We start from the raw sequence: 17,305 nt of genomic DNA, 5'->3' as shown, positions 1-17,305 counted from the left end.
TGGGGGCCGGGAGGGAACGGTGTCCGGATTCGACGTACTGACGCGCGGCGACGTGCTGGACTCGGCGCTGCAGGCGAGGGACTACCTCGTCAGCTGCGGCGTCCCCGGCGCGCTGGCCGCGAAGGACCCCCGGCTGTGGGGGCGGCGGGCGGTCGACCACAGCCGGCTGGGCTGGCTCGACCTGCCGTTCGCCTCCCGCGGGCTGCTCGGCCAGGTGAACGGCCTGGTCTCCGAGGCGCGGTACTCCGGCCTCGACCACATCGTGCTGATCGGCGTCGGCGCGGAGAGCCTCGCCGCGCAGGCCGTCATGGAGGCGAACACGCCCGCCCTCGCCGGCGCGGGCGGGGCCCCGGAGCGGCCGTCCGGTGAGCTGACCGTCCTGGACGGCGGCGACACCGCCGCGCTCGCGTTCGCGATGGAGCGGCTCGACCGGACGCTCGTCGTGCTGGCCAGCAAGGCGGGCGTGTCCCTGGAGGGCGACGCCTACCGGCGGATCTTCGCGGCCGCGTTCCGCGAGCGGGGCCTGTCGGAGCGGGAGATCGCGAGCCGGTTCCTGGTCATCACCGACCACGGCAGCCCGCTGCACGACTTCGCCCGGCAGTGCGGCTACCGGATCGGGCTGACCGACCCGTACCTGCCCGGCCACTACGGCGCCCTGTCGGCGTACGGGCTCGTCCCGGCCGTGCTGGCGGGCGCGGACGCCGACCGGCTGCTGGAGGAGGCGGCGTCGCTGGTGCCGTCGCTGTCCAAGGACGAGGACAACCCGGGTCTGCTGCTCGGCGCGGTCCTCGGCGGCTGCGCGCAGCAGGGGCCGGGCGGCCTCGCCCGCGACAAGGTGCTGCTGCGCGAGCCGGGCGGGCCGGGCGCGCTGAGCGCGTGGATCACCCAGCTGCTCGCCGTCGGCACCGGCAAGCGGGGCCGCGGCGTGCTGGCGTTCGAGCCGCCCGGCGGGCGCGGCGACTTCCCTGACGTGCACGGCGTCTCGATCAACCCGCGGTCGGCGGCGCAGGACGAGTCCGACACCTCGGTGTGGGCGCCGCTCGGCGCGCAGTTCCTGCTGTGGGAGTACGCGACGGCGGTCGCCGGGTGGCTGCTCGGCGTGAACCCGTTCGAGGCGGGCAGCACGGTCGTGCAGGAGGCCGAGGACGACGCGGCGACGCTGCTGCGCACGGCCGGCGGCGGCCCGCTCACCGCGGAGCGGCCCGTGTACGTCGAGGACGACATCGAGGTGCACGCCGACTTCCCGTGGCCGCCGGGCGCCGAGCTGCAGACCGTCCTCGGCGGGCTGGTCGCGTCGGTGCCGTCCGAGGGCTACCTGACGGTGCTGACGTACCTGTCGGGCGACTTCTCCGGGCGCTACCTGGCGCCGTCGCTGGCGCGCGCCTCCGGGCGCCCCGTCGCCTACGGGCCGGGCCCCGGCTACCCGCACGCGACCGGCCCCCTGCACAAGGACGGCCCGGGCAACGGCGCGTTCCTGATCATCACCGGTGACCCGGCGCCGGGCGACGCGCTCGCCGCCCATCCCGTCCCCGGCCGTCCCTACAGCCTGGCGCAGCTGCAGATCGCGCGGGCCCTCGGCGAGCTGCGGGCGCTGCGCGAGCGCAGGCTGCCGGTGATCCGGCTGCACCTGCGCAACCCGGTGGAGGGCGCGGGGCGGCTCACCGAGGCGGTCCGCGCGGTGGCGGGGGCGCGCAGGCCGTGAGCTTCACCGCCGTCGTCTCGGGGGAGACGGCCATCACCGCCCGCGGGCCCCTCAAGGAGGCCGCCGAACGCGTGCTGGGCCGGCTGTGGATCGACCAGGTGCCGGTCCGGCTGGCGTCGGAGGACGCGTCGCTGTGGCCGTCCACCGCGACCGCCGGGGTGGACGGCCGCCCGCTGTGCTGGCCGGGGCAGCCCGGCTCCGGGCGCGCGGCGTTGGACCGTGCCGAAGAGCTGCGCGACCAGGCCCGCGCGGACGGGCTGACCGACGTGGTGCTGCTCGGCGGCGGCGCCCCGGCCCGGGCCGCCGAGCTGATCGCCCGGGTGCACGGCCTCGCCGAACCCGGCACGTCCCTGACCGTGCTGGACGGTCCGGAGCCCGGTCCGCCGCTGCGCATCCGCGAGGACCCGGAGCGGCTGAACCGGACGATGGTCGTGGTGACCGGCGACGACCCGGGCACCGAGACGCTCCGGCAGGTGTTCGCGGAGGCGCTGCAGGAAGCGGGCCTCTCCCCCGCCGGCATCGCACGGCGGTTCGTCACCGTCGCCGAGCCGCGCGGGGCGGCGGCCAAGCACGCGCTGGAGGCCGGGCATCCGCTGGTGGAGGCGCCCGCCGCGACGGCGTTCGGCGCCCTGTCCCCCTACGCGCTGGTGCCCGCCGCGCTCGCCGGCGCCGACATCGCCGCGCTGCTGGAGGAGGCGACGGCCGTGCTGCCGTCGCTGACCCGGCCGGAGAACAACCCGGGGCTCGTCCTCGGCGCGATCCTCGGCGGCGCGGTCCGCGCCGGGCGGCCGACGGCGGTGCTCGGCGGCTACCCTGCGGCGCTGCCCGGCATCGCCCGCTGGGCTGCGGCGCTGCTGGACGAGACGGCCCGCGGCCGGCTCACCCCCGTCGTCCAGGAAGGGGGCATGCCGCTCCAGCCCGCCGACGACCTGTTCCTCGTGACCTTCGACGGGCGTCCACATCAGGACGACGCCACTGTCTCCGGGCCGCTCGCCGCGCAGCTGGTCGTGTGGGAGTACGCCGCCGCCGTCGCGTCCTACCTGCTGGAGACCGACCCGCTGGCGCCCGCCGACCGCGCCGTCCCGATGACGCTGGACGACGGGACCGGCGAGCCGCTGTTCGCCGACGGCGACCACGGCCGGGCCGTCGAGGCGCACACCACGCTCCCCGGGCTGACCGGCGCGTCCGGCCTCACCGAGCTTCTGGACGCGCTGGCCGCCGGCATCGGGCCGGCCGAGCACCTCGTGGTCGCCGCCTACCTGGATCCGGACGAGACCCGCGGCCAGGGCACGCAGGTGCGGCGGCTGGCCGCGCTGCTCGCCGCCCGCTGCGGCCGGCCGGTGCGGGTCGGCTGGGGCGCGCGGCCGCCCGCGCTCGGGAATGATCAGCCGGACGGAGGCGTATACCTCCTGGTGACCGGGAACGTCGTCCGCGACGTGCCGGTCCCTGGCCGGCACCACCGGCTCGGCATGCTGCAGCTGGCGCGGGCGCTCGGGGACGCCCGCGACGCCCGCGCGGCGGGCCGCCCGGTGGTGCGGCTGCATCTGCAGAACCGCTGGGCGGGGCTCACCCGGCTGCTCGACTGTGCCAGAGGAGACCCATGAGCGGGGAAGTTCACGAGTTCGGGGCCCGCGATACGAGTTGGGGCAGGATGCTTGCAGCAGTAGTCGAAGAAGGCGCTGTAGTCGAAGAAGCCGCAGTCGAAGAAGAGGCAGCGCGATCAGAGGGGGCCACGTGACCGACAACGCCAATCCGCTCCGCGACCCGCGGGACAAGCGCCTGCCGCGGGTGGCCGGGCCGTGCGTGCTCGTGCTGTTCGGGGTCACCGGGGACCTGTCGCGCAAGAAGCTGCTCCCGGCGATCTACGACCTGGCGAACCGGGGGCTGCTGCCGCCGGGCTTCTCCCTGGTGGGCTTCGCGCGCCGCGACTGGGAGCACGAGGACTTCCGCCAGATCGCCTACGAGTCGGTCAAGGCGCACGCCCGCACCCCGTTCCGCGAGGACGTGTGGACGCACCTGTCGGAGGGGATGCACTTCGTCCCCGGCACGTTCGACGACGCGGGCGCGTTCGACACGCTGTCGATGGCCGTCAAGGAGCTGGACGACACCCGCGGCACCGGCGGCAACTACGCGTTCTACCTGTCGATACCGCCGAAGTTCTTCCCGCAGGTGGTGGAGCAGCTGCGGCGCAGCGGCCTCGCCGACCGCGAGGAGGGCTCCTGGCGCCGGGTCGTCATCGAGAAGCCGTTCGGCCGCGACCTGCGGACGGCGCTGGAGCTGAACGACACCGTGCACCGCGTCTTCCCCGAGGAGTCGATCTTCCGGATCGACCACTACCTCGGCAAGGAGACAGTGCAGAACATCCTGGCGCTGCGGTTCGCCAACACGATGTTCGAGCCGATCTGGAACCGCTCGTTCGTCGACCACGTGCAGATCACGATGGCCGAGGACATCGGGATCGGCGGCCGGGCCGGGTACTACGACGGCATAGGCGCCGCCCGCGACGTCATCCAGAACCACCTGCTGCAGCTGCTCGCGCTGACGTCGATGGAGGAGCCCACGTCGTTCAGCGCGGAGGCCGTCCGCGCGGAGAAGGCCAAGATCCTGTCCTCGGTGCGGGTGTCCGGCGACCTGGCCGAGTCGACGGCGCGCGGGCAGTACGCGGCCGGGTGGCAGGGCGGCGTGGACGTCAAGGGGTACCTGGACGAGGACGGCATCCCCGCCGACTCGCGCACCGAGACCTACGCCGCGATCAAGCTGGAGATCGACAACCGCCGGTGGGCGGGCGTCCCGTTCTACCTGCGCACCGGCAAGCGGCTCAGCCGCCGGGTGACGGAGGTGGCGATGGTGTTCCAGCAGGCGCCGCACCTGCCGTTCTCGCAGACCGACACCGAGGAGCTCGGGCAGAACGCCCTGGTGATGCGGGTGCAGCCGGACGAGGGCATCACGGTCCGGTTCGGCTCGAAGGTGCCGGGCACCTCGATGGAGATCCGCGACGTCAACATGGACTTCGCCTACGGCGAGTCGTTCACCGAGGCGTCGCCGGAGGCGTACGAGCGGCTGCTGCTGGACGTGCTGATCGGCGACCCGCCGCTGTTCCCGCGGCAGGAGGAGGTCGAGCTGTCCTGGAAGATCCTCGACCCGATCGAGGAGTACTGGGCGAGCCGCGGCGGCCTCGACCAGTACAAGTCCGGCGGCTACGGGCCCGACAGCGCCGACGAGCTCATGGCGCGCGACGGGCGCACTTGGAGGCGGCTCTAAATGAACATCGATCTCACGGGCACCACGACCCGGAAGATCCAGGACGCGCTGACGCAGTCGCGGCACCTGATGGGCGGACCGGCCGTCGGCATGGTGCTCACCCTGATCATCGTGACGGACGAGTCGGCGCAGTACGACGCGGTCCGGGCCGCGACGGAGGCGGCGCGCGAGCACCCCTGCCGGGTGCTGACGGTCATCTCCCGCGACCCGCGCGGCAACTCGTCCCGGCTGGACGCCGAGATCCGGATGGGCGAGACCGGCCCCGGCGAGACGGTGCTGCTGCGCATGTACGGGCCGCTCGCCGAGCACGCCGACTCCGTCGTCGTCCCGCTGCTGATGCCCGACACGCCGGTGGTGACGTGGTGGCCGGGCGGCAAGGTGCCGAAGGTGCCCGCCAAGGACCCGCTCGGGCGGCTGGCGCAGCGCCGGGTCACCGACTCCTACGCGGCCCGCGACCGGCTCGGCACCCTCGCGCAGCTCGCCGAGGGCTACCGTCCGGGCGACACCGACTTCACCTGGACGCGGCTCACCTCGTGGCGGTCGCTGCTGGCCGCGGCGCTCGACCAGGACCACGACGAGATCACGGCCGGCGAGGTGATGGCCGAGCCGGACTCGCCGAGCGCGGAGCTGCTGGCGGCGTGGCTGTCGATCCGGCTCGGCATCCCGATGGACCGGACGGTCTCCGAGGGCCCCGGCATCACCGGCGTCCGGCTGGGCACGACCGGCGGCGACATCGTGATCCACCGCCCGGACGGGCGGGTCGCGACGCTGTGCCGTCCCGCCCAGCCCGACCGGCAGGTGTCGCTGATGCGCCGCCCGATGGCCGAGCTGCTGGCCGAGGAGCTGCGGCGCCTCGACCCCGACGAGGTCTACCGCGACGCCGCCGCCCGGTTCGCCAAGGACCTCGCGCACGGGACGGAGAAGCCGGGCGTGGCGAGCGAACCGGTGTCGGCGACCGCCGGCGCGGCGAAGACCGGGCCCGCCAAGAAGGAGGCGGCCAAGACAGAGTCGGCCAAGACAGAGTCGGCCAAGCCGGATGCGCCGGCGAAAACGTCCCGGGCGAGGAAGCCGCGCGGCAAGTCGGAGGACGCGTGACGTCCCCGCAGGTCCTGGTCCACCGCGACCAGGGCCTGCTCGCCGACGCGGCCGCGGCCCGGCTCGTGACGCGGATCGCGGACGCGCAGGCGGCGCGCGGCTCGGCGTCGGTCGTGCTGACCGGCGGCGGCGTCGGCACGGCGGTGCTCGCCGCGCTGGCCGCCACCGGCGCCCGCGACGCGATCGACTGGAGCCGCCTGGACGTGTGGTGGGGCGACGAGCGGTTCCTGCCGGCCGGCGACCCGGAGCGCAACGAGACGGGGGCGCGCGCGGCACTGCTCGACCACCTCCCCGCCGACCCTGCGCGGGTGCACGCGATGCCGGCGCTCGACGGCCCGGACGGCGACGACCCGGAGGCCGCCGCCGAACGCTACGCGGCCGAGCTCCGGGCCGCCGCGGGCGAGGGCCCGGTGCCGTCGTTCGACGTGCTCATGCTGGGCGTCGGCCCGGACGCGCACGTCGCGTCACTGTTCCCGGGGATGCCGGCGCTGCATGACGAGCGTCCGGTGGTGGCGGTGCACGGCGCACCGAAGCCCCCGCCGACCCGGCTCTCGCTGACGTTCCCGTCGCTGCGCGCCGCCGGCGAGGTGTGGGTGCTGGCGGCCGGCGAGTCGAAGGCGAAGGCCGTCCAGCTGGGCCTCGCGCCCGACGCGGATCGCGTCCAGGCCCCCGTCTCCGGCGCCCGCGGCCGGCACCGGACCCTGTTCCTGCTGGACCGGGCGGCCGCGTCCGGGCTCTGACCGGGTATGGAGCGCATCACGTCCGCTTGGCCGGCCCCTGACGGAACGGCCGCACGGCTGAGAGAAGACTGACCAGTATCCGGTCTTCCGCATGCCTCACGCGAAACCGTGCATACCCTGACCGAGGGACAACCCCGTGTCGAGCGTGAGGGAGTGCTCTGGTGCTCAAGGGTCGGGCCGGGACGGCGAGTGCGGCGATCATGGCGGCGGTGGCGATCGCCGCCGCGGGCTGCTCGTCGGGTGGAGACGGCGGCGGCAAGGACGGGGACGGGGGCGGCAAGGCCGAGGACGCCGTGAAGCTGGCCATCACGCCCGCGACCGGCACCAAGCAGGCCGCCCCCGACAAGCCCGTCACCGTCACGGCGGACAACGGCAAGCTCACCAGCGTGACCCTCACCTACGGCAAGAAGAACACCGAGGCCGAGGGCAAGCTCGCCGCTGACGGCAAGTCGTGGACGTCGGCATGGACGCTGCGTCCCTCCACGACGTACACGGTCACGGCGAAGGGCACCGGGGACGGCGGCAAGCCCGCCACCACGACGTCCACGTTCACGACGCTGACGCCGGCCAAGAAGCTGGAGACCGGAATGTCGCCGCTGGACGGCGAGACCGTCGGCGTCGGCATGCCCGTGCAGCTGCTGCTGTCCAAGCCGGTGAGCACCAAGGCCGGCAAGGTGGCGGTGGAGAAGGCCCTTGAGGTCAAGATGTCCAAGCCGGTCCAGGGCGCCTGGTACTGGATCAGCGACAAGGAGGTCGACTTCCGTCCCCGCGACTACTGGCCGTCCGGCCAGAAGGTGAAGGTCATCGCGCACCTGGCCGGGCTGAAGGCGGGCGAGGGCATGTACGGGATGAAGGACCGCACCCTCGACTTCACCGTCGGCCCGCGGCACATCACCACCATCGACGCCAAGAAGCACCGCGCGACGGTGACCGACGGCGGCAAGACGGTGAAGACGATGAAGGTCAGCCTCGGCAAGCCGGGCCACGACAGCTACAGCGGGACGATGATCGCCCAGGAGAAGGCGGCGCACATCGTCATGGACTCCGCCACGACCGGCGACCCGGGCGAGTACCGGATCCCGACCAAGTGGAACGTCCGCCTCACCTACAGCGGGACGTTCGTCCATTCGGCGCCGTGGTCGACCGACGCGCAGGGCAACGACAACGTCAGCCACGGCTGCGTGAACGCCGCCCCCTCGGACGCCAAATGGTTCTACAACTTCACGAACCGGGGCGACATCGTGAAGGTGACCGGCACGACGCGGCAGCTGCAGTTCGGGAACGGGCCGACGCCGTGGGCGAAGTCCTGGGACGGCTGGCTGGCGGGCAGCGCGACGGGCAAGCCGGTCACGGGCACGCCCCTGACGTGATCCCGGCTCGCGTGACCCGGCTCACACGGCGCTGACGGCGTCACTGGCACACTTGGTCCCATGCAGAAGCTCTCGCTGGACGCACAGGTACGGGACCACCTCAAGCGCGCCGCCGCGGCCTCGACCGGGCGCAGCGCCGAGACCGTGTACGGCGGGCACGAGCACGTCCTGCGCCAGACGCTCATCGCGCTGACGGCGGGCACGACGCTGGCCGAGCACGAGAACCCCGGCGAGGCGACGGTCCTGGTCCTGCACGGGCGGGTGCGGCTGCTGGCCGGCGAGAACTCCTGGGCCGGGATGTCCGGCGACCTGCTCATCGTCCCGGACGCGCGGCACAGCCTGGAGGCAGTGGAGGACGCCGCCGTCCTCCTCACCGTCGCCAAACTCGGCTGACCCCACCGCACCCCTGCACGGCGAGGTCCCTACGCGGCGAGGACGGTGACGCCGAGCGCGAGGAGCAGCGCCACTTTCGCGGCCTCCAGCCCCACGTAGTACAGGTGGCCGCGGGAGCGGGGCAGGTCCTCGCCCGCGAGCACCCGGTCCGACCGCCGGTTCAGCCGGGGGCGGACCACCGCGAGCTGCGCGGCCAGCAGCAGCGCCGTGACGGCGGTGAGCACCGCGACGGGCGCGGACGGGCCGCCCGCCGCCACCGCGACGACGACCACGACCGCGAGGCCGGTCTCGGCCGCATTGAGGGCGCGGAAGACGATCCGGCCGATGCCGAGCCCGATCGGGATGGTCACGCCGGGGGCCCTGAACTTCAGCGGGGCCTCCATGAAGGAGATCGCCAGGACCATCCCGAGCCAGAGGAAGGTCACCGCACCGGCGGTCGCCGCCGACGTCGCGTTCATCTTTCGTCGCCTTTCGTACGGGATCGGGGGGCGCCCGGGGTCAGCCGCGGCGCAGGTGGGCGAGGCAGGCGCCGGGTTCGGCGAAGGGCTCCAGCCGGTCGGCCTCCACCGGCGCGTCCAGTTCGGCCAGCGCACCCTGCATGAGCCCGAGGTGGACGTCGCAGACGAGCGGCCCGTACTCCTCGGCCAGTTCCAGGAAGGGGCAGTGCCGCAGCCGGATGAGCTCGCCGTCGGGCTGGGGCGCGAAGTCGAGGTCGTCGAGCAGGGCGGTGAGGCGGCCGGCGGCCTCGTCCCCGGTCAGCGGCTGGAAGGGCGGCGGCCGGTCGACGAGGTAGCGGCCCCACTCGCGTCCCGCGTCGGTGGCGTTCGCGCGGGCGGCGGGGCCGTCCGAGGCGAGCCGGCTGAGCAGGATCTGGGCGAGCAGGCGGTAGCCGCGGGCGCCGCCGCGGTCCATGCCGGGGCGCGGGGCGTAGACGGTGCGGGGACGGCCGGGGCCGGACGGCTGCTCGACCGTGCGGTCGACCGCGCCCTCGGCGGCCAGGGCGTCCAGGTGGAAGCGGGCGGTGTTGGCGTGGACGCCGAGCCGCTCAGCGACCTCGGCGACGCCGAGCGGGGCGCGGGCGGCGCGGAGTGCGTCCAGGACCTCGCGGCGACGGGGGCGTTCGGATGGCATGCCGCTCATCCTTCACCCGAGGGCGGCAGTGCCGCGACCAGCGGGTGGTCCTGGTCGAGGACGCCGAGCTTGCTCGCGCCGCCGGGCGAGCCGAGGTCGTCGAAGAACTCCGCGTTGGCCACGGTGTAGTCCTTCCACCGGTCCGGGAGGTCGTCCTCGTAGTAGATCGCCTCGACCGGGCACACCGGCTCGCAGGCGCCGCAGTCGACGCATTCGTCCGGGTGGATGTAGAGGGCGCGCCCGCCCTCGTAGATGCAGTCGACCGGGCATTCGTCGACGCAGGCCCGGTCCTTGACGTCGACGCACGGCTCGGCGATCACATAGGTCACGGCGCCCTCCCGCCCGCTCTCACTCCACGTTTTTACTAATACTACATGTATTAATTATGGCCGCCGCCGGCACCGCCGCCAGGGCCAGTCCCGCGAGCCTCATCTTTGCCCCATGGAAAGGCCGCCTCGCGAGGGGTTGACAGGTCTTGATTGGCGTATCAATAATAAGGCCATGACGACGAACCGGGGAACGCGGAGGCCCACTGCGGAGGAGCGCCGCGAGCAGGTGCTCGAAGCGGGGATCAGCGTGTTCGCCGAGTACGGGTTCCACGCGACCAAGACCGCCGACATCGCCAAGCGGGCCGGCATCTCCCAGCCCTACATCTACGCCCTGTTCGACGACAAGAAGGCCCTGTTCCTGGCCTGCCTGCAGCGGTCCCGCCAGCAGATCCGGGACGCGTTCGCGGCGTCCTGGGTGCCCGGCGGCACTCCGGAGGAGACGCTCGCCGTGCTCGGCGACAACTACCGCAAGCTGCTCGGCGACACCGACGCGCGGCGCTGCCAGCTCCAGGGGTACGCCGCCTCCGCCGACCCGGAGATCCGCGAGTTCATGCGGCGCGGATTCATCGAGGTGTCCGACATGCTCATGAAGCGGACGGGCGCCGACCACGCGACCGTGGCCCGCTTCATGGCCGCCGGCAACCTGCTGAACCTGGGCGCGGTGCTCGGACTCCCGCCCGAGTACACCGACATGGTCTTCTGACCCCACTCCCCCGCCCGCCACCGGCGGGACCCTTTTGACCCATTTATTTATAGGTCTATCAATCATAAGGAGCATCACGTGTCCTCCCCCACCATTCACCATGCAGCGCCGAAGAGCCCATCGCCAGCCGCAGCCGTACCGGCGCAGGCCCCGTACCCGCGCCGCTGGTACACCCTCGCCGTGCTCTGCCTGTCCCTGCTCGTGATCGTCGTCGACACGACGATCGTCAACGTCGCGATCCCCACCCTGGCGTCCTCGCTGGGCGCCGGCGCCGGCGCGCTGGCCTGGATCGTCGACTCCTACACGCTCGTCTTCGCCGCCCTGCTGCTGCCCGCCGGGACCCTCGGCGACCGGTTCGGACGGCACCGCGCCCTCGCCGCCGGGATGCTCGTCTTCGGCGCCGGCTCGCTCGGCGCCGCGCTGTCGGCCACCGCCGGCCAGCTGATCGCGGCCCGCGCGGTGATGGGCGCCGGCGCCGCGCTGATCATGCCCGCCACGCTGGCGCTGCTGACCGCCGTGTTCACCGACCCGCGCGAGCGGGCCAAGGCGATCGGGCTCTGGTCCGCGGTCAGCGGCCTCGGCGTCGCGATCGGCCCGACCGCGGGCGGCTGGCTGCTCCAGCACTACTCGTGGAGCGCGATCTTCGCGGTGAACCTGCCGGTCGTGGCCGCCGCGCTGATCGCCGGCGCGTTCCTGGTGCCCGCCTCGTCCGCGCCGCGCCGGCCCCGGATCGACGTGCCCGGCGCCGTCCTCGCCGCCGCGGGCCTGGGCTCGCTCACCTACGCGGTCATCCAGGCCGGGGAGAGCGGCTGGACGTCGCCCGCGACGCTGCTGCGCTTCGCGGTCGCGCTCGTCCTGCTGGCGGCCTTCGGGGTGACGCAGGTCCGCGGCACCGACCCGATGCTCGACCTGAGCCTGTTCCGGGACGGCCGGTTCACCGCCGCCGCCGTGTCGGTGATGGTGCTGTTCTTCGGGCTCGCCGGCAGCACGTTCGTGCTCACCCAGATCTACCAGTTCGTCCTCGGGTACTCGCCGCTGGAGGCCGGGGTCCGGTCGCTGCCCGGCGCGCTGGCCCTGACGGTCGCGTCCCCGCTCGGCACCCGGCTCGCCGCCCGGTCCGGGATCCGCACCGCGATGACGGCCGGGCTGCTGGCCGCGGCCGCCGGGCTGGGCTTCTTCGCCACCGCCTCCGGCGGGACCGGCTACCTCCACTACATGATCGCCTCGATGGTGCTGTGCGCCGGGATCGGGCTGACCATGGCCCCGGCCACCCAGTCGGTCATGTCGTCGCTGCCGCCCGCCAAGACCGGGGTCGGCTCGGCGGTCGGCAACACCACCCGCAACCTCGGCACCGTCCTCGGCGTCGCGGTCGTCGGCAGCATCGCCGCCACCTCCTACTCCGGCGCCATGCCGCAGGGCCCGGCGGGCGAGTCGATCGGCGCCGCCGCCGGCATCTCGCGGCAGCTGCCGGGCCCCGCCGCCGAGTCCCTGCGCGACACCGCCGCCGCCGCGTTCGTGCACGGCGCCGACCTCGGCGTCCTGGTCACCGCGGCGGTCGTCCTCGTCACCGCTCTGCTCGCCGTCCGGTACCTGCCGGGCCGCCGCTGAGCTCCGCTGCCCCGGAGGGCCGCGCGGGCGCCCGCGCGGCCCCCCGGCATGCGTTCGGACGGCACGTGCCTACGAGAGCGTACATACCAAAGTCGATGCGCCGCCGACCTGGGGATGCTTCCCCGCCGGAACGCCGTGGCTACCGTTGAGCGCGTGGACCTCTTCCGGCGCCCGTGGCGCGACTGGCTCGGGGACGTGGCGGTCACCGCGGGGGCGGTGCTGCTCGGGCTGCTGATGCTCCAGGCGTCGCTCAACGACTTCCCCGAGGACTCCAAGACCGCGATCCCCCGGGACATCGCGATCGGCGTGGTGTCCTGGATCGTCATGCTGCTGTGGCGGCGCCGGTACCCGGTCGCCATCGCCCTGGTGATGACGGCCGCCCAGCTGACGGCGTCCACCGTCCTCGGCACCGCCATGGCGGCGGTGTTCTCCATCGCGATACTCCGGCCGTGGCGGACGAGCATCCCGGTCGCCGCGACGACGTTCCTGACCGTCCTCGGGCTGTTCTGGCTCGCGCCGCTGTCCGAACGCGAGTTCCAGGAGGGGATCTTCGCGTTCGCGCTGCTGCACGTGGCGCTGCTGTCGTCGGGGATGCTCGTGCGGTCGCGGCGGCAGCTCATCGTGTCGCTGAAGGAGCGGGCCCGCGCCGCCGAGACCGAGCAGCGGCTGCGGGTCGAGGAGGGCCGGCTGCTGGAGCGCGAGCGGATCGCGCGGGAGATGCACGACGTCCTCGCGCACCGCATCTCGCTGCTGGCCGTGCACGCGGGCGCGCTGGAGTACCGCCCCGACATGCCCGCCGACCAGCGCGAGGCCGCCGGCGTCATCCGGCAGAGCGCCTACGAGGCGATGGAGGACCTGCGCGAGGTGATCGGCGTCCTGCGGGACGACAGGCCGGGCGCGGATCCAGAGCGCCCGCAGCCGACGCTCGCGGACGTGTCGGCGCTCGTGCGGGAGTCGCGGCGGGCCGGCGGGCGCGTCACGCTGGAGGAGAACGTCCCCGATCCCGGCCGGGTCCCGGCCCGCGTCGGGCGGCACGCGTACCGGATCGTCCAGGAGGGGCTCACCAACGCCCGCAAGCACGCGCCGGGTTCGGACGTCCGGGTGTCCCTGGACGCGGGGCCCGACCTGGACATCGAGGTCGTCAACACCCTGCCGTCCGGTCCGCCCCCGCTGCCGCTGCCCGGCTCCGGTGCGGGGCTCGTCGGCCTCGCCGAGCGCGTGGCGCTCCTCGGCGGGGACCTGGAGCACGGCCGCACCGGCGACGGCCGCTTCCGGCTGCGCGCACGCCTGCCGCTGGGCGCCGCGCATGGGGCCGGGACCGGCGGGAAAGGTGATACGCATGGCAGCGAACTCCTCTGACCAGCCCATATCCGATCAGCCCGTGCTGGAAGAACTCGACCGCGCCGAGTGCCTGAAGCTCGTCGCGGGCGGATCCGTGGGCCGCGTCGCGTTCGACGACGGCGAGGGGCCCACGGTCATCCCGGTGAACTACGCCGTGGACGGCGACACGGTGATCTTCCGCACGTCGGTGACGGGGCGGCTGAACCGCAGCCTGATGACGGCCGTGGTCGGCGGGGAGGTGCGGGCGGCCTTCGAGGTCGACCGTTTCGACGAGGCCGACCACGCGGGCTGGAGCGTGCTGGTGCGGGGCGGCGCCCATCCCCTGTCCGACGAGGAGAAGGCACGGGTCACGCCGGTCGACCCGTGGCCCGGCGGCGACCGCGACGCCTGGTTCCGGCTGACGGCGATGGACGTCAGCGGCCGGCGCCTGCACCGGCCCTGACCGGCGCCCACCGTGATCGCGCCCACCGTGATCGCGCCCGCCTGCTCGCGCCGTAGGGTGGCCGGATGGAGCCACCGCCCATCCGAGTGCTGATCGTGGACGACGACGCGCTCGTCCGCGCCGGCCTGTCGATGATGCTGTCGAGCGCCGACGACCTCGACGTGGTCGCGGACGTCGCCGACGGCGCGGAGGTCGTCGGCGCCGTCAACCAGCACCGTCCCGACGTCGTCCTGATGGACATCCGGATGCCGCGGCTGGACGGGCTCGCGGCGACCGAGCTGCTGCGCGGACGCCGCGAGCCGCCCGAGATCATCATCCTGACGACGTTCGACACCGACGACCACATCCTGCGGGCGATGCGGGCGGGCGCGAGCGGCTTCCTGCTGAAGCACACCCCGCCGCCGGAGATCGTCCGGGCGATCCGGCAGGTCGCGGCCGGCGAGCCGATGATGTCGCCGACCGTGCTGCGCAGGATGATGTCGTACGTGGCCGAGAGCGGCGCCGACCCGCGCCAGGCCAGGGCCCGCGAGCTGCTCGCCCGGCTGAGCGACGGGGAGCGGGCCGTGGCCGCCCTCGTCGGACGCGGCCGGACCAACAGCGAGATCGGCAAGGAGCTGTCGCTCAGCGTCGCCACGGTGAAGGCCTACGTGTCGCGGCTGCTGACGAAGCTGGAGCTGAACAACCGCGTCCAGGTCGCGTTGCTCGTCCACGACGCCGCCCTCGACGAACCGGCCTAGCGCCGGTTCATTCGCGTTCGCGGGGCCCGCGCGGCGCCAGCGGGACGTGCCGCAGCAGCAGCGCGGCCGCCAGCCCCACCGCCAGGACGGGCAGGGCCGCGGCGAACAGGGTGGAGAACGCGTCCGCGAACGCCTCGGCGACACCGTCCCGCACCGGTGCGGGGAACGTGTCCAGCACCTCGGGACGGACGGCGTCGCCGAACGCGGGCACCCGCCCGTCCGGGACCCGCCGGGCGACCTCCTCGGCGAACCGGCTGGACACGATGGACCCGAACACGGCCATCCCCGTGGCGGTGCCGAGCATCCGGGTCGCGAACACCCCCGAGCTGGCGGCGCCGAGGTCCCGGGGCGGCGCGGCGTTCTGCGCGATGAGCAGGACGACCTGCTGCGACAGCCCCGCCCCGAACCCGAGCACCGCCATGTAGCAGCCGGCGGTGAACACGCCGGTGCCGGTGTCCATGGTCGCCAGCAGCCCGACGCCGGCCGCGCTGACCGCCATGCTCGCGGCGGGCAGCCGGTGGTAGCGGCCGGTCCGGTGGATGTACCGTCCGGCGCCCATCGACGCGGCCAGCAGCGCGATCATCATGGGGAGCAGCAGCAGGCCCGACCTGGTCGCCCCCACTCCCCCGACGACCTGGAAGAACATCGGCAGGTAGGTGGCGAGCCCGAACCCGGTGGCGCCGCCGGCGGCCGCGACGACGCAGGCGACGCCGAACGACCGGTCGTGGAACAGCCGCGGCGGGACGACCGGTTCGGCGGCCGTCCGCTCGGCGAGCACCCACACAGTGAACAGGACCGCCGATCCCGCCGCCAGCGCGAGGACGACGGGCGACCCCCACGCGTACCGCGTCCCGGCCCAGCTGGTGAACAGCGTGAAGCAGGTGACCGCCGCGCCGAGCAGGACGATGCCGGCGTAGTCGATCCGCGGCCTGCCCCCGGGCTTCGGCAGGCGCAGGAACAGCAGGGTCGCGGCGGTCGCGGCGAGGCCGAGCGGCAGGTTGACGTAGAACACCCACCGCCATGAGGCGTGGTCGGTGAGGAACCCGCCGACGAGGGGGCCGGCGATGCTGGACACCGCGAAGATCAGCGCCGAGTACCCCTGGTACTTCGCGCGCTCCCGCGGCTCGAACAGGTCGCCGGTGAGCGCGAACATCGAGCTCATCAGGCATCCGGCGGCGGCGCCCTGCCCGGCCCGGAACACGATCAGCCAGGTCATGGTGGGCGCGGCCCCGCACGCCGCCGACCCGGCGAGGAACCCGAGCAGCCCGGTCAGCAGGATCGGGCGGCGTCCGAACAGGTCGCCGAGGCGTCCCGACAGCGGGACGGTGACGCTGGTGGCCAGCACGTACGCGGTGGACACCCAGGCGAGCCGGTCGAGCCCGCCGAGGTCCCCGACGATCGCCGGCAGCGCGGTGCCGAGCACCGTCGCGTCCAGCGAGGACATGAGCCCGGCGAGCATCAGCCCGCCGAACACCAGCAGCCGGTGCCGATGGGTCATCGGCGCCGCCGGAGCGGTCGACGCAATCATGTGCACCTCACATTCATATGCTTTGAGCATCCAAATGCTAAGCGCAGGAACATGAGGTGCGCAATCTAGCTAGACTGGCCGGCATGAGCGACGAGGCGCTGGACGCGGTCGAGCGGAGCATGGTGCGGCTGCGCCGGGGCATGTCGCGGCAGCGGCTCGGCAAGGCCGCGATCCGGGACCACAACCTGCCCGTGGACGTCCAGGTCCTGCACGTCGTGGACGTCGTCGACGAGGGCCCCGACCGCCCCGGCGAGGAGATGAGCGTCGGCCTGGTCGCCGGCCGCCTCGGCGTCGACGCCTCCCGCGGCAGCCGCATCGTCGCCGAGGCGGTCAAGTCCGGCTACGTCCGGCGCGTCGCGTCCCAGGAGGACGGCCGCCGCATCCACCTGGAGCTCACCGACGCGGGCCGGTCCGTGGTCGAGGCGACCCGCCGCACGCGGCAGGAGCACTTCGCCATGGCCATGGGCGACTGGACGGCCGAGGAGCGCGCCGAGTTCGCCCGCCTCCTCGGCCGGTTCGTCCACTCCTACGAGGGCTGACCCTCCCGCGCGCCGAGCCGGTGCGCGGCGAGCAGGCCGCCGACCCCCGGGACGACCGCGCGCCACCGGGCGCCCGGCACGGCCGGTTGCAGCAGGGTGAGCACGATGACCTCCAGGTAGGCGATGCCGTGCAGCGGCCCGACGAGGGACGAGATCGCCTCCACGTGCGCGGTGGCCAGGTTGACCAGGAGGACGGCGAGCGAGACCGCCTCGGCGGCGGCCGCGATCCGCAGCGCGCGCACGGCGCTCACGCCCCCGTCGTCGAGCCGGGACGGACGATCATCAACACGACGACGACCGCCCACAGCAGGTTGAACACGCCGGTGAGCATGGCGAGCCGCGACGCCGCCCCGTCCGCGCCCGCGTCCGCGCCCGCGTCCCCGCCC

The 17,305-nt window shown here is 73.9% G+C and carries 17 protein-coding genes and 1 pseudogene; 13 read left to right on the top strand and 5 right to left on the bottom strand.

Going from position 1 to position 17,305, the window contains the following annotated elements; translation table 11 throughout:
* Positions 1–19 precede the first annotated feature (19 nt).
* The 7 genes and pseudogenes from E1293_RS04025 to E1293_RS03995 all read left to right on the top strand — a co-directional run bounded on the left by E1293_RS04025 (position 20) and on the right by E1293_RS03995 (position 8,561).
* Positions 20–1,702 (top strand): phosphoheptose isomerase, encoded by a 1,683-nt coding sequence (locus tag E1293_RS04025; protein WP_132193917.1) that lies wholly within the window; start codon positions 20–22, stop codon positions 1,700–1,702.
* Positions 1,699–3,306 carry a hypothetical protein gene (locus tag E1293_RS04020; protein WP_132193915.1) on the top strand — a complete coding sequence of 536 codons (1,608 nt, stop codon included), beginning with the start codon at positions 1,699–1,701 and terminating at the stop codon, positions 3,304–3,306. The genes E1293_RS04025 and E1293_RS04020 overlap by 4 nt, the downstream gene beginning before the upstream one ends.
* Positions 3,307–3,436: 130 nt before the next feature.
* The gene (gene zwf / locus E1293_RS04015) at positions 3,437–4,963 is read left to right on the top strand and encodes a glucose-6-phosphate dehydrogenase (protein WP_132193913.1); all 1,527 of its coding nucleotides are present in this window, start codon (positions 3,437–3,439) and stop codon (positions 4,961–4,963) included.
* Positions 4,964–5,881, top strand: a pseudogene (locus E1293_RS04010) (glucose-6-phosphate dehydrogenase assembly protein OpcA); the annotation flags it as partial.
* A 173-nt stretch (positions 5,882–6,054) separates the two neighbouring features.
* The gene (gene pgl / locus E1293_RS04005; protein ID WP_132193909.1) at positions 6,055–6,798 is read left to right on the top strand and encodes a 6-phosphogluconolactonase; all 744 of its coding nucleotides are present in this window, start codon (positions 6,055–6,057) and stop codon (positions 6,796–6,798) included.
* A gap of 161 nt (positions 6,799–6,959) precedes the next feature.
* Positions 6,960–8,168 (top strand): L,D-transpeptidase, encoded by a 1,209-nt coding sequence (locus E1293_RS04000; RefSeq protein WP_243716001.1) that lies wholly within the window; start codon positions 6,960–6,962, stop codon positions 8,166–8,168.
* Between the two features lie 60 nt (positions 8,169–8,228).
* On the top strand, positions 8,229–8,561 hold the full coding sequence (locus tag E1293_RS03995) for a cupin domain-containing protein (protein WP_132193907.1): 333 nt from the start codon (positions 8,229–8,231) through the stop codon (positions 8,559–8,561).
* Between the two features lie 29 nt (positions 8,562–8,590).
* Here E1293_RS03995 and E1293_RS03990 read toward each other — a convergent pair whose 3' ends face one another.
* Genes E1293_RS03990 through fdxA form a run of 3 tightly spaced genes read right to left on the bottom strand, consistent with a single transcriptional unit; the run spans position 8,591 to position 10,021 of the window.
* Positions 8,591–9,019: a hypothetical protein gene (locus tag E1293_RS03990; RefSeq protein WP_132193905.1), complete on the bottom strand. Its 429-nt coding sequence runs from the start codon at positions 9,017–9,019 to the stop codon at positions 8,591–8,593.
* Positions 9,020–9,059: 40 nt separating this feature from the next.
* Positions 9,060–9,692: a helix-turn-helix transcriptional regulator gene (locus E1293_RS03985; protein WP_207938660.1), complete on the bottom strand. Its 633-nt coding sequence runs from the start codon at positions 9,690–9,692 to the stop codon at positions 9,060–9,062.
* A gap of 5 nt (positions 9,693–9,697) precedes the next feature.
* A complete protein-coding gene (gene fdxA, locus E1293_RS03980) occupies positions 9,698–10,021 on the bottom strand; it encodes a ferredoxin (protein ID WP_132193901.1) in 324 nt (107 codons plus the stop codon).
* Positions 10,022–10,193: 172 nt separating this feature from the next.
* On the opposite strand from fdxA, the gene E1293_RS03975 reads away from it, so the two are divergent.
* The 5 genes from E1293_RS03975 to E1293_RS03955 all read left to right on the top strand — a co-directional run bounded on the left by E1293_RS03975 (position 10,194) and on the right by E1293_RS03955 (position 14,852).
* The gene (locus tag E1293_RS03975) at positions 10,194–10,724 is read left to right on the top strand and encodes a TetR/AcrR family transcriptional regulator (protein ID WP_165978067.1); all 531 of its coding nucleotides are present in this window, start codon (positions 10,194–10,196) and stop codon (positions 10,722–10,724) included.
* Between the two features lie 78 nt (positions 10,725–10,802).
* Entirely contained in the window at positions 10,803–12,332 is a 1,530-nt protein-coding gene (locus tag E1293_RS03970) for a DHA2 family efflux MFS transporter permease subunit (protein WP_132193897.1), read from the top strand.
* Positions 12,333–12,485: 153 nt separating this feature from the next.
* Positions 12,486–13,691 (top strand): sensor histidine kinase, encoded by a 1,206-nt coding sequence (locus tag E1293_RS03965; protein ID WP_243716000.1) that lies wholly within the window; start codon positions 12,486–12,488, stop codon positions 13,689–13,691.
* Positions 13,672–14,115 carry a pyridoxamine 5'-phosphate oxidase family protein gene (locus E1293_RS03960; RefSeq protein ID WP_132193893.1) on the top strand — a complete coding sequence of 148 codons (444 nt, stop codon included), beginning with the start codon at positions 13,672–13,674 and terminating at the stop codon, positions 14,113–14,115. The genes E1293_RS03965 and E1293_RS03960 overlap by 20 nt, the downstream gene beginning before the upstream one ends.
* 65 nt (positions 14,116–14,180) lie before the next feature.
* A complete protein-coding gene (locus tag E1293_RS03955) occupies positions 14,181–14,852 on the top strand; it encodes a response regulator transcription factor (RefSeq protein WP_132193891.1) in 672 nt (223 codons plus the stop codon).
* A gap of 7 nt (positions 14,853–14,859) precedes the next feature.
* On the opposite strand, the gene E1293_RS03950 is transcribed toward E1293_RS03955, so the two are convergent.
* Positions 14,860–16,350, bottom strand: coding sequence for an MDR family MFS transporter (locus E1293_RS03950; RefSeq protein ID WP_165978066.1), 1,491 nt, complete (start codon positions 16,348–16,350; stop codon positions 14,860–14,862).
* Positions 16,351–16,463: 113 nt separating this feature from the next.
* Here E1293_RS03950 and E1293_RS03945 point away from each other — a divergent pair, with 113 nt between their 5' ends.
* Positions 16,464–16,919 carry a MarR family winged helix-turn-helix transcriptional regulator gene (locus tag E1293_RS03945; RefSeq protein WP_132193887.1) on the top strand — a complete coding sequence of 152 codons (456 nt, stop codon included), beginning with the start codon at positions 16,464–16,466 and terminating at the stop codon, positions 16,917–16,919.
* On the opposite strand, the gene E1293_RS03940 is transcribed toward E1293_RS03945, so the two are convergent.
* Positions 16,907–17,170, bottom strand: a complete 264-nt coding sequence (locus E1293_RS03940; RefSeq protein WP_207938659.1) for a DUF3817 domain-containing protein — start codon at positions 17,168–17,170, stop codon at positions 16,907–16,909. The genes E1293_RS03945 and E1293_RS03940 overlap by 13 nt on opposite strands.
* Between the last annotated feature and the right edge of the window lie 135 nt (positions 17,171–17,305).

The organism is Actinomadura darangshiensis (assembly GCF_004349235.1).
GTDB classification, from domain to species: Bacteria; Actinomycetota; Actinomycetes; order Streptosporangiales; family Streptosporangiaceae; genus Spirillospora; species Spirillospora darangshiensis.
The sequence above is the reverse complement of the archived record's forward strand: the minus strand, read 5'-3'. Positions and strand labels throughout refer to the sequence as shown.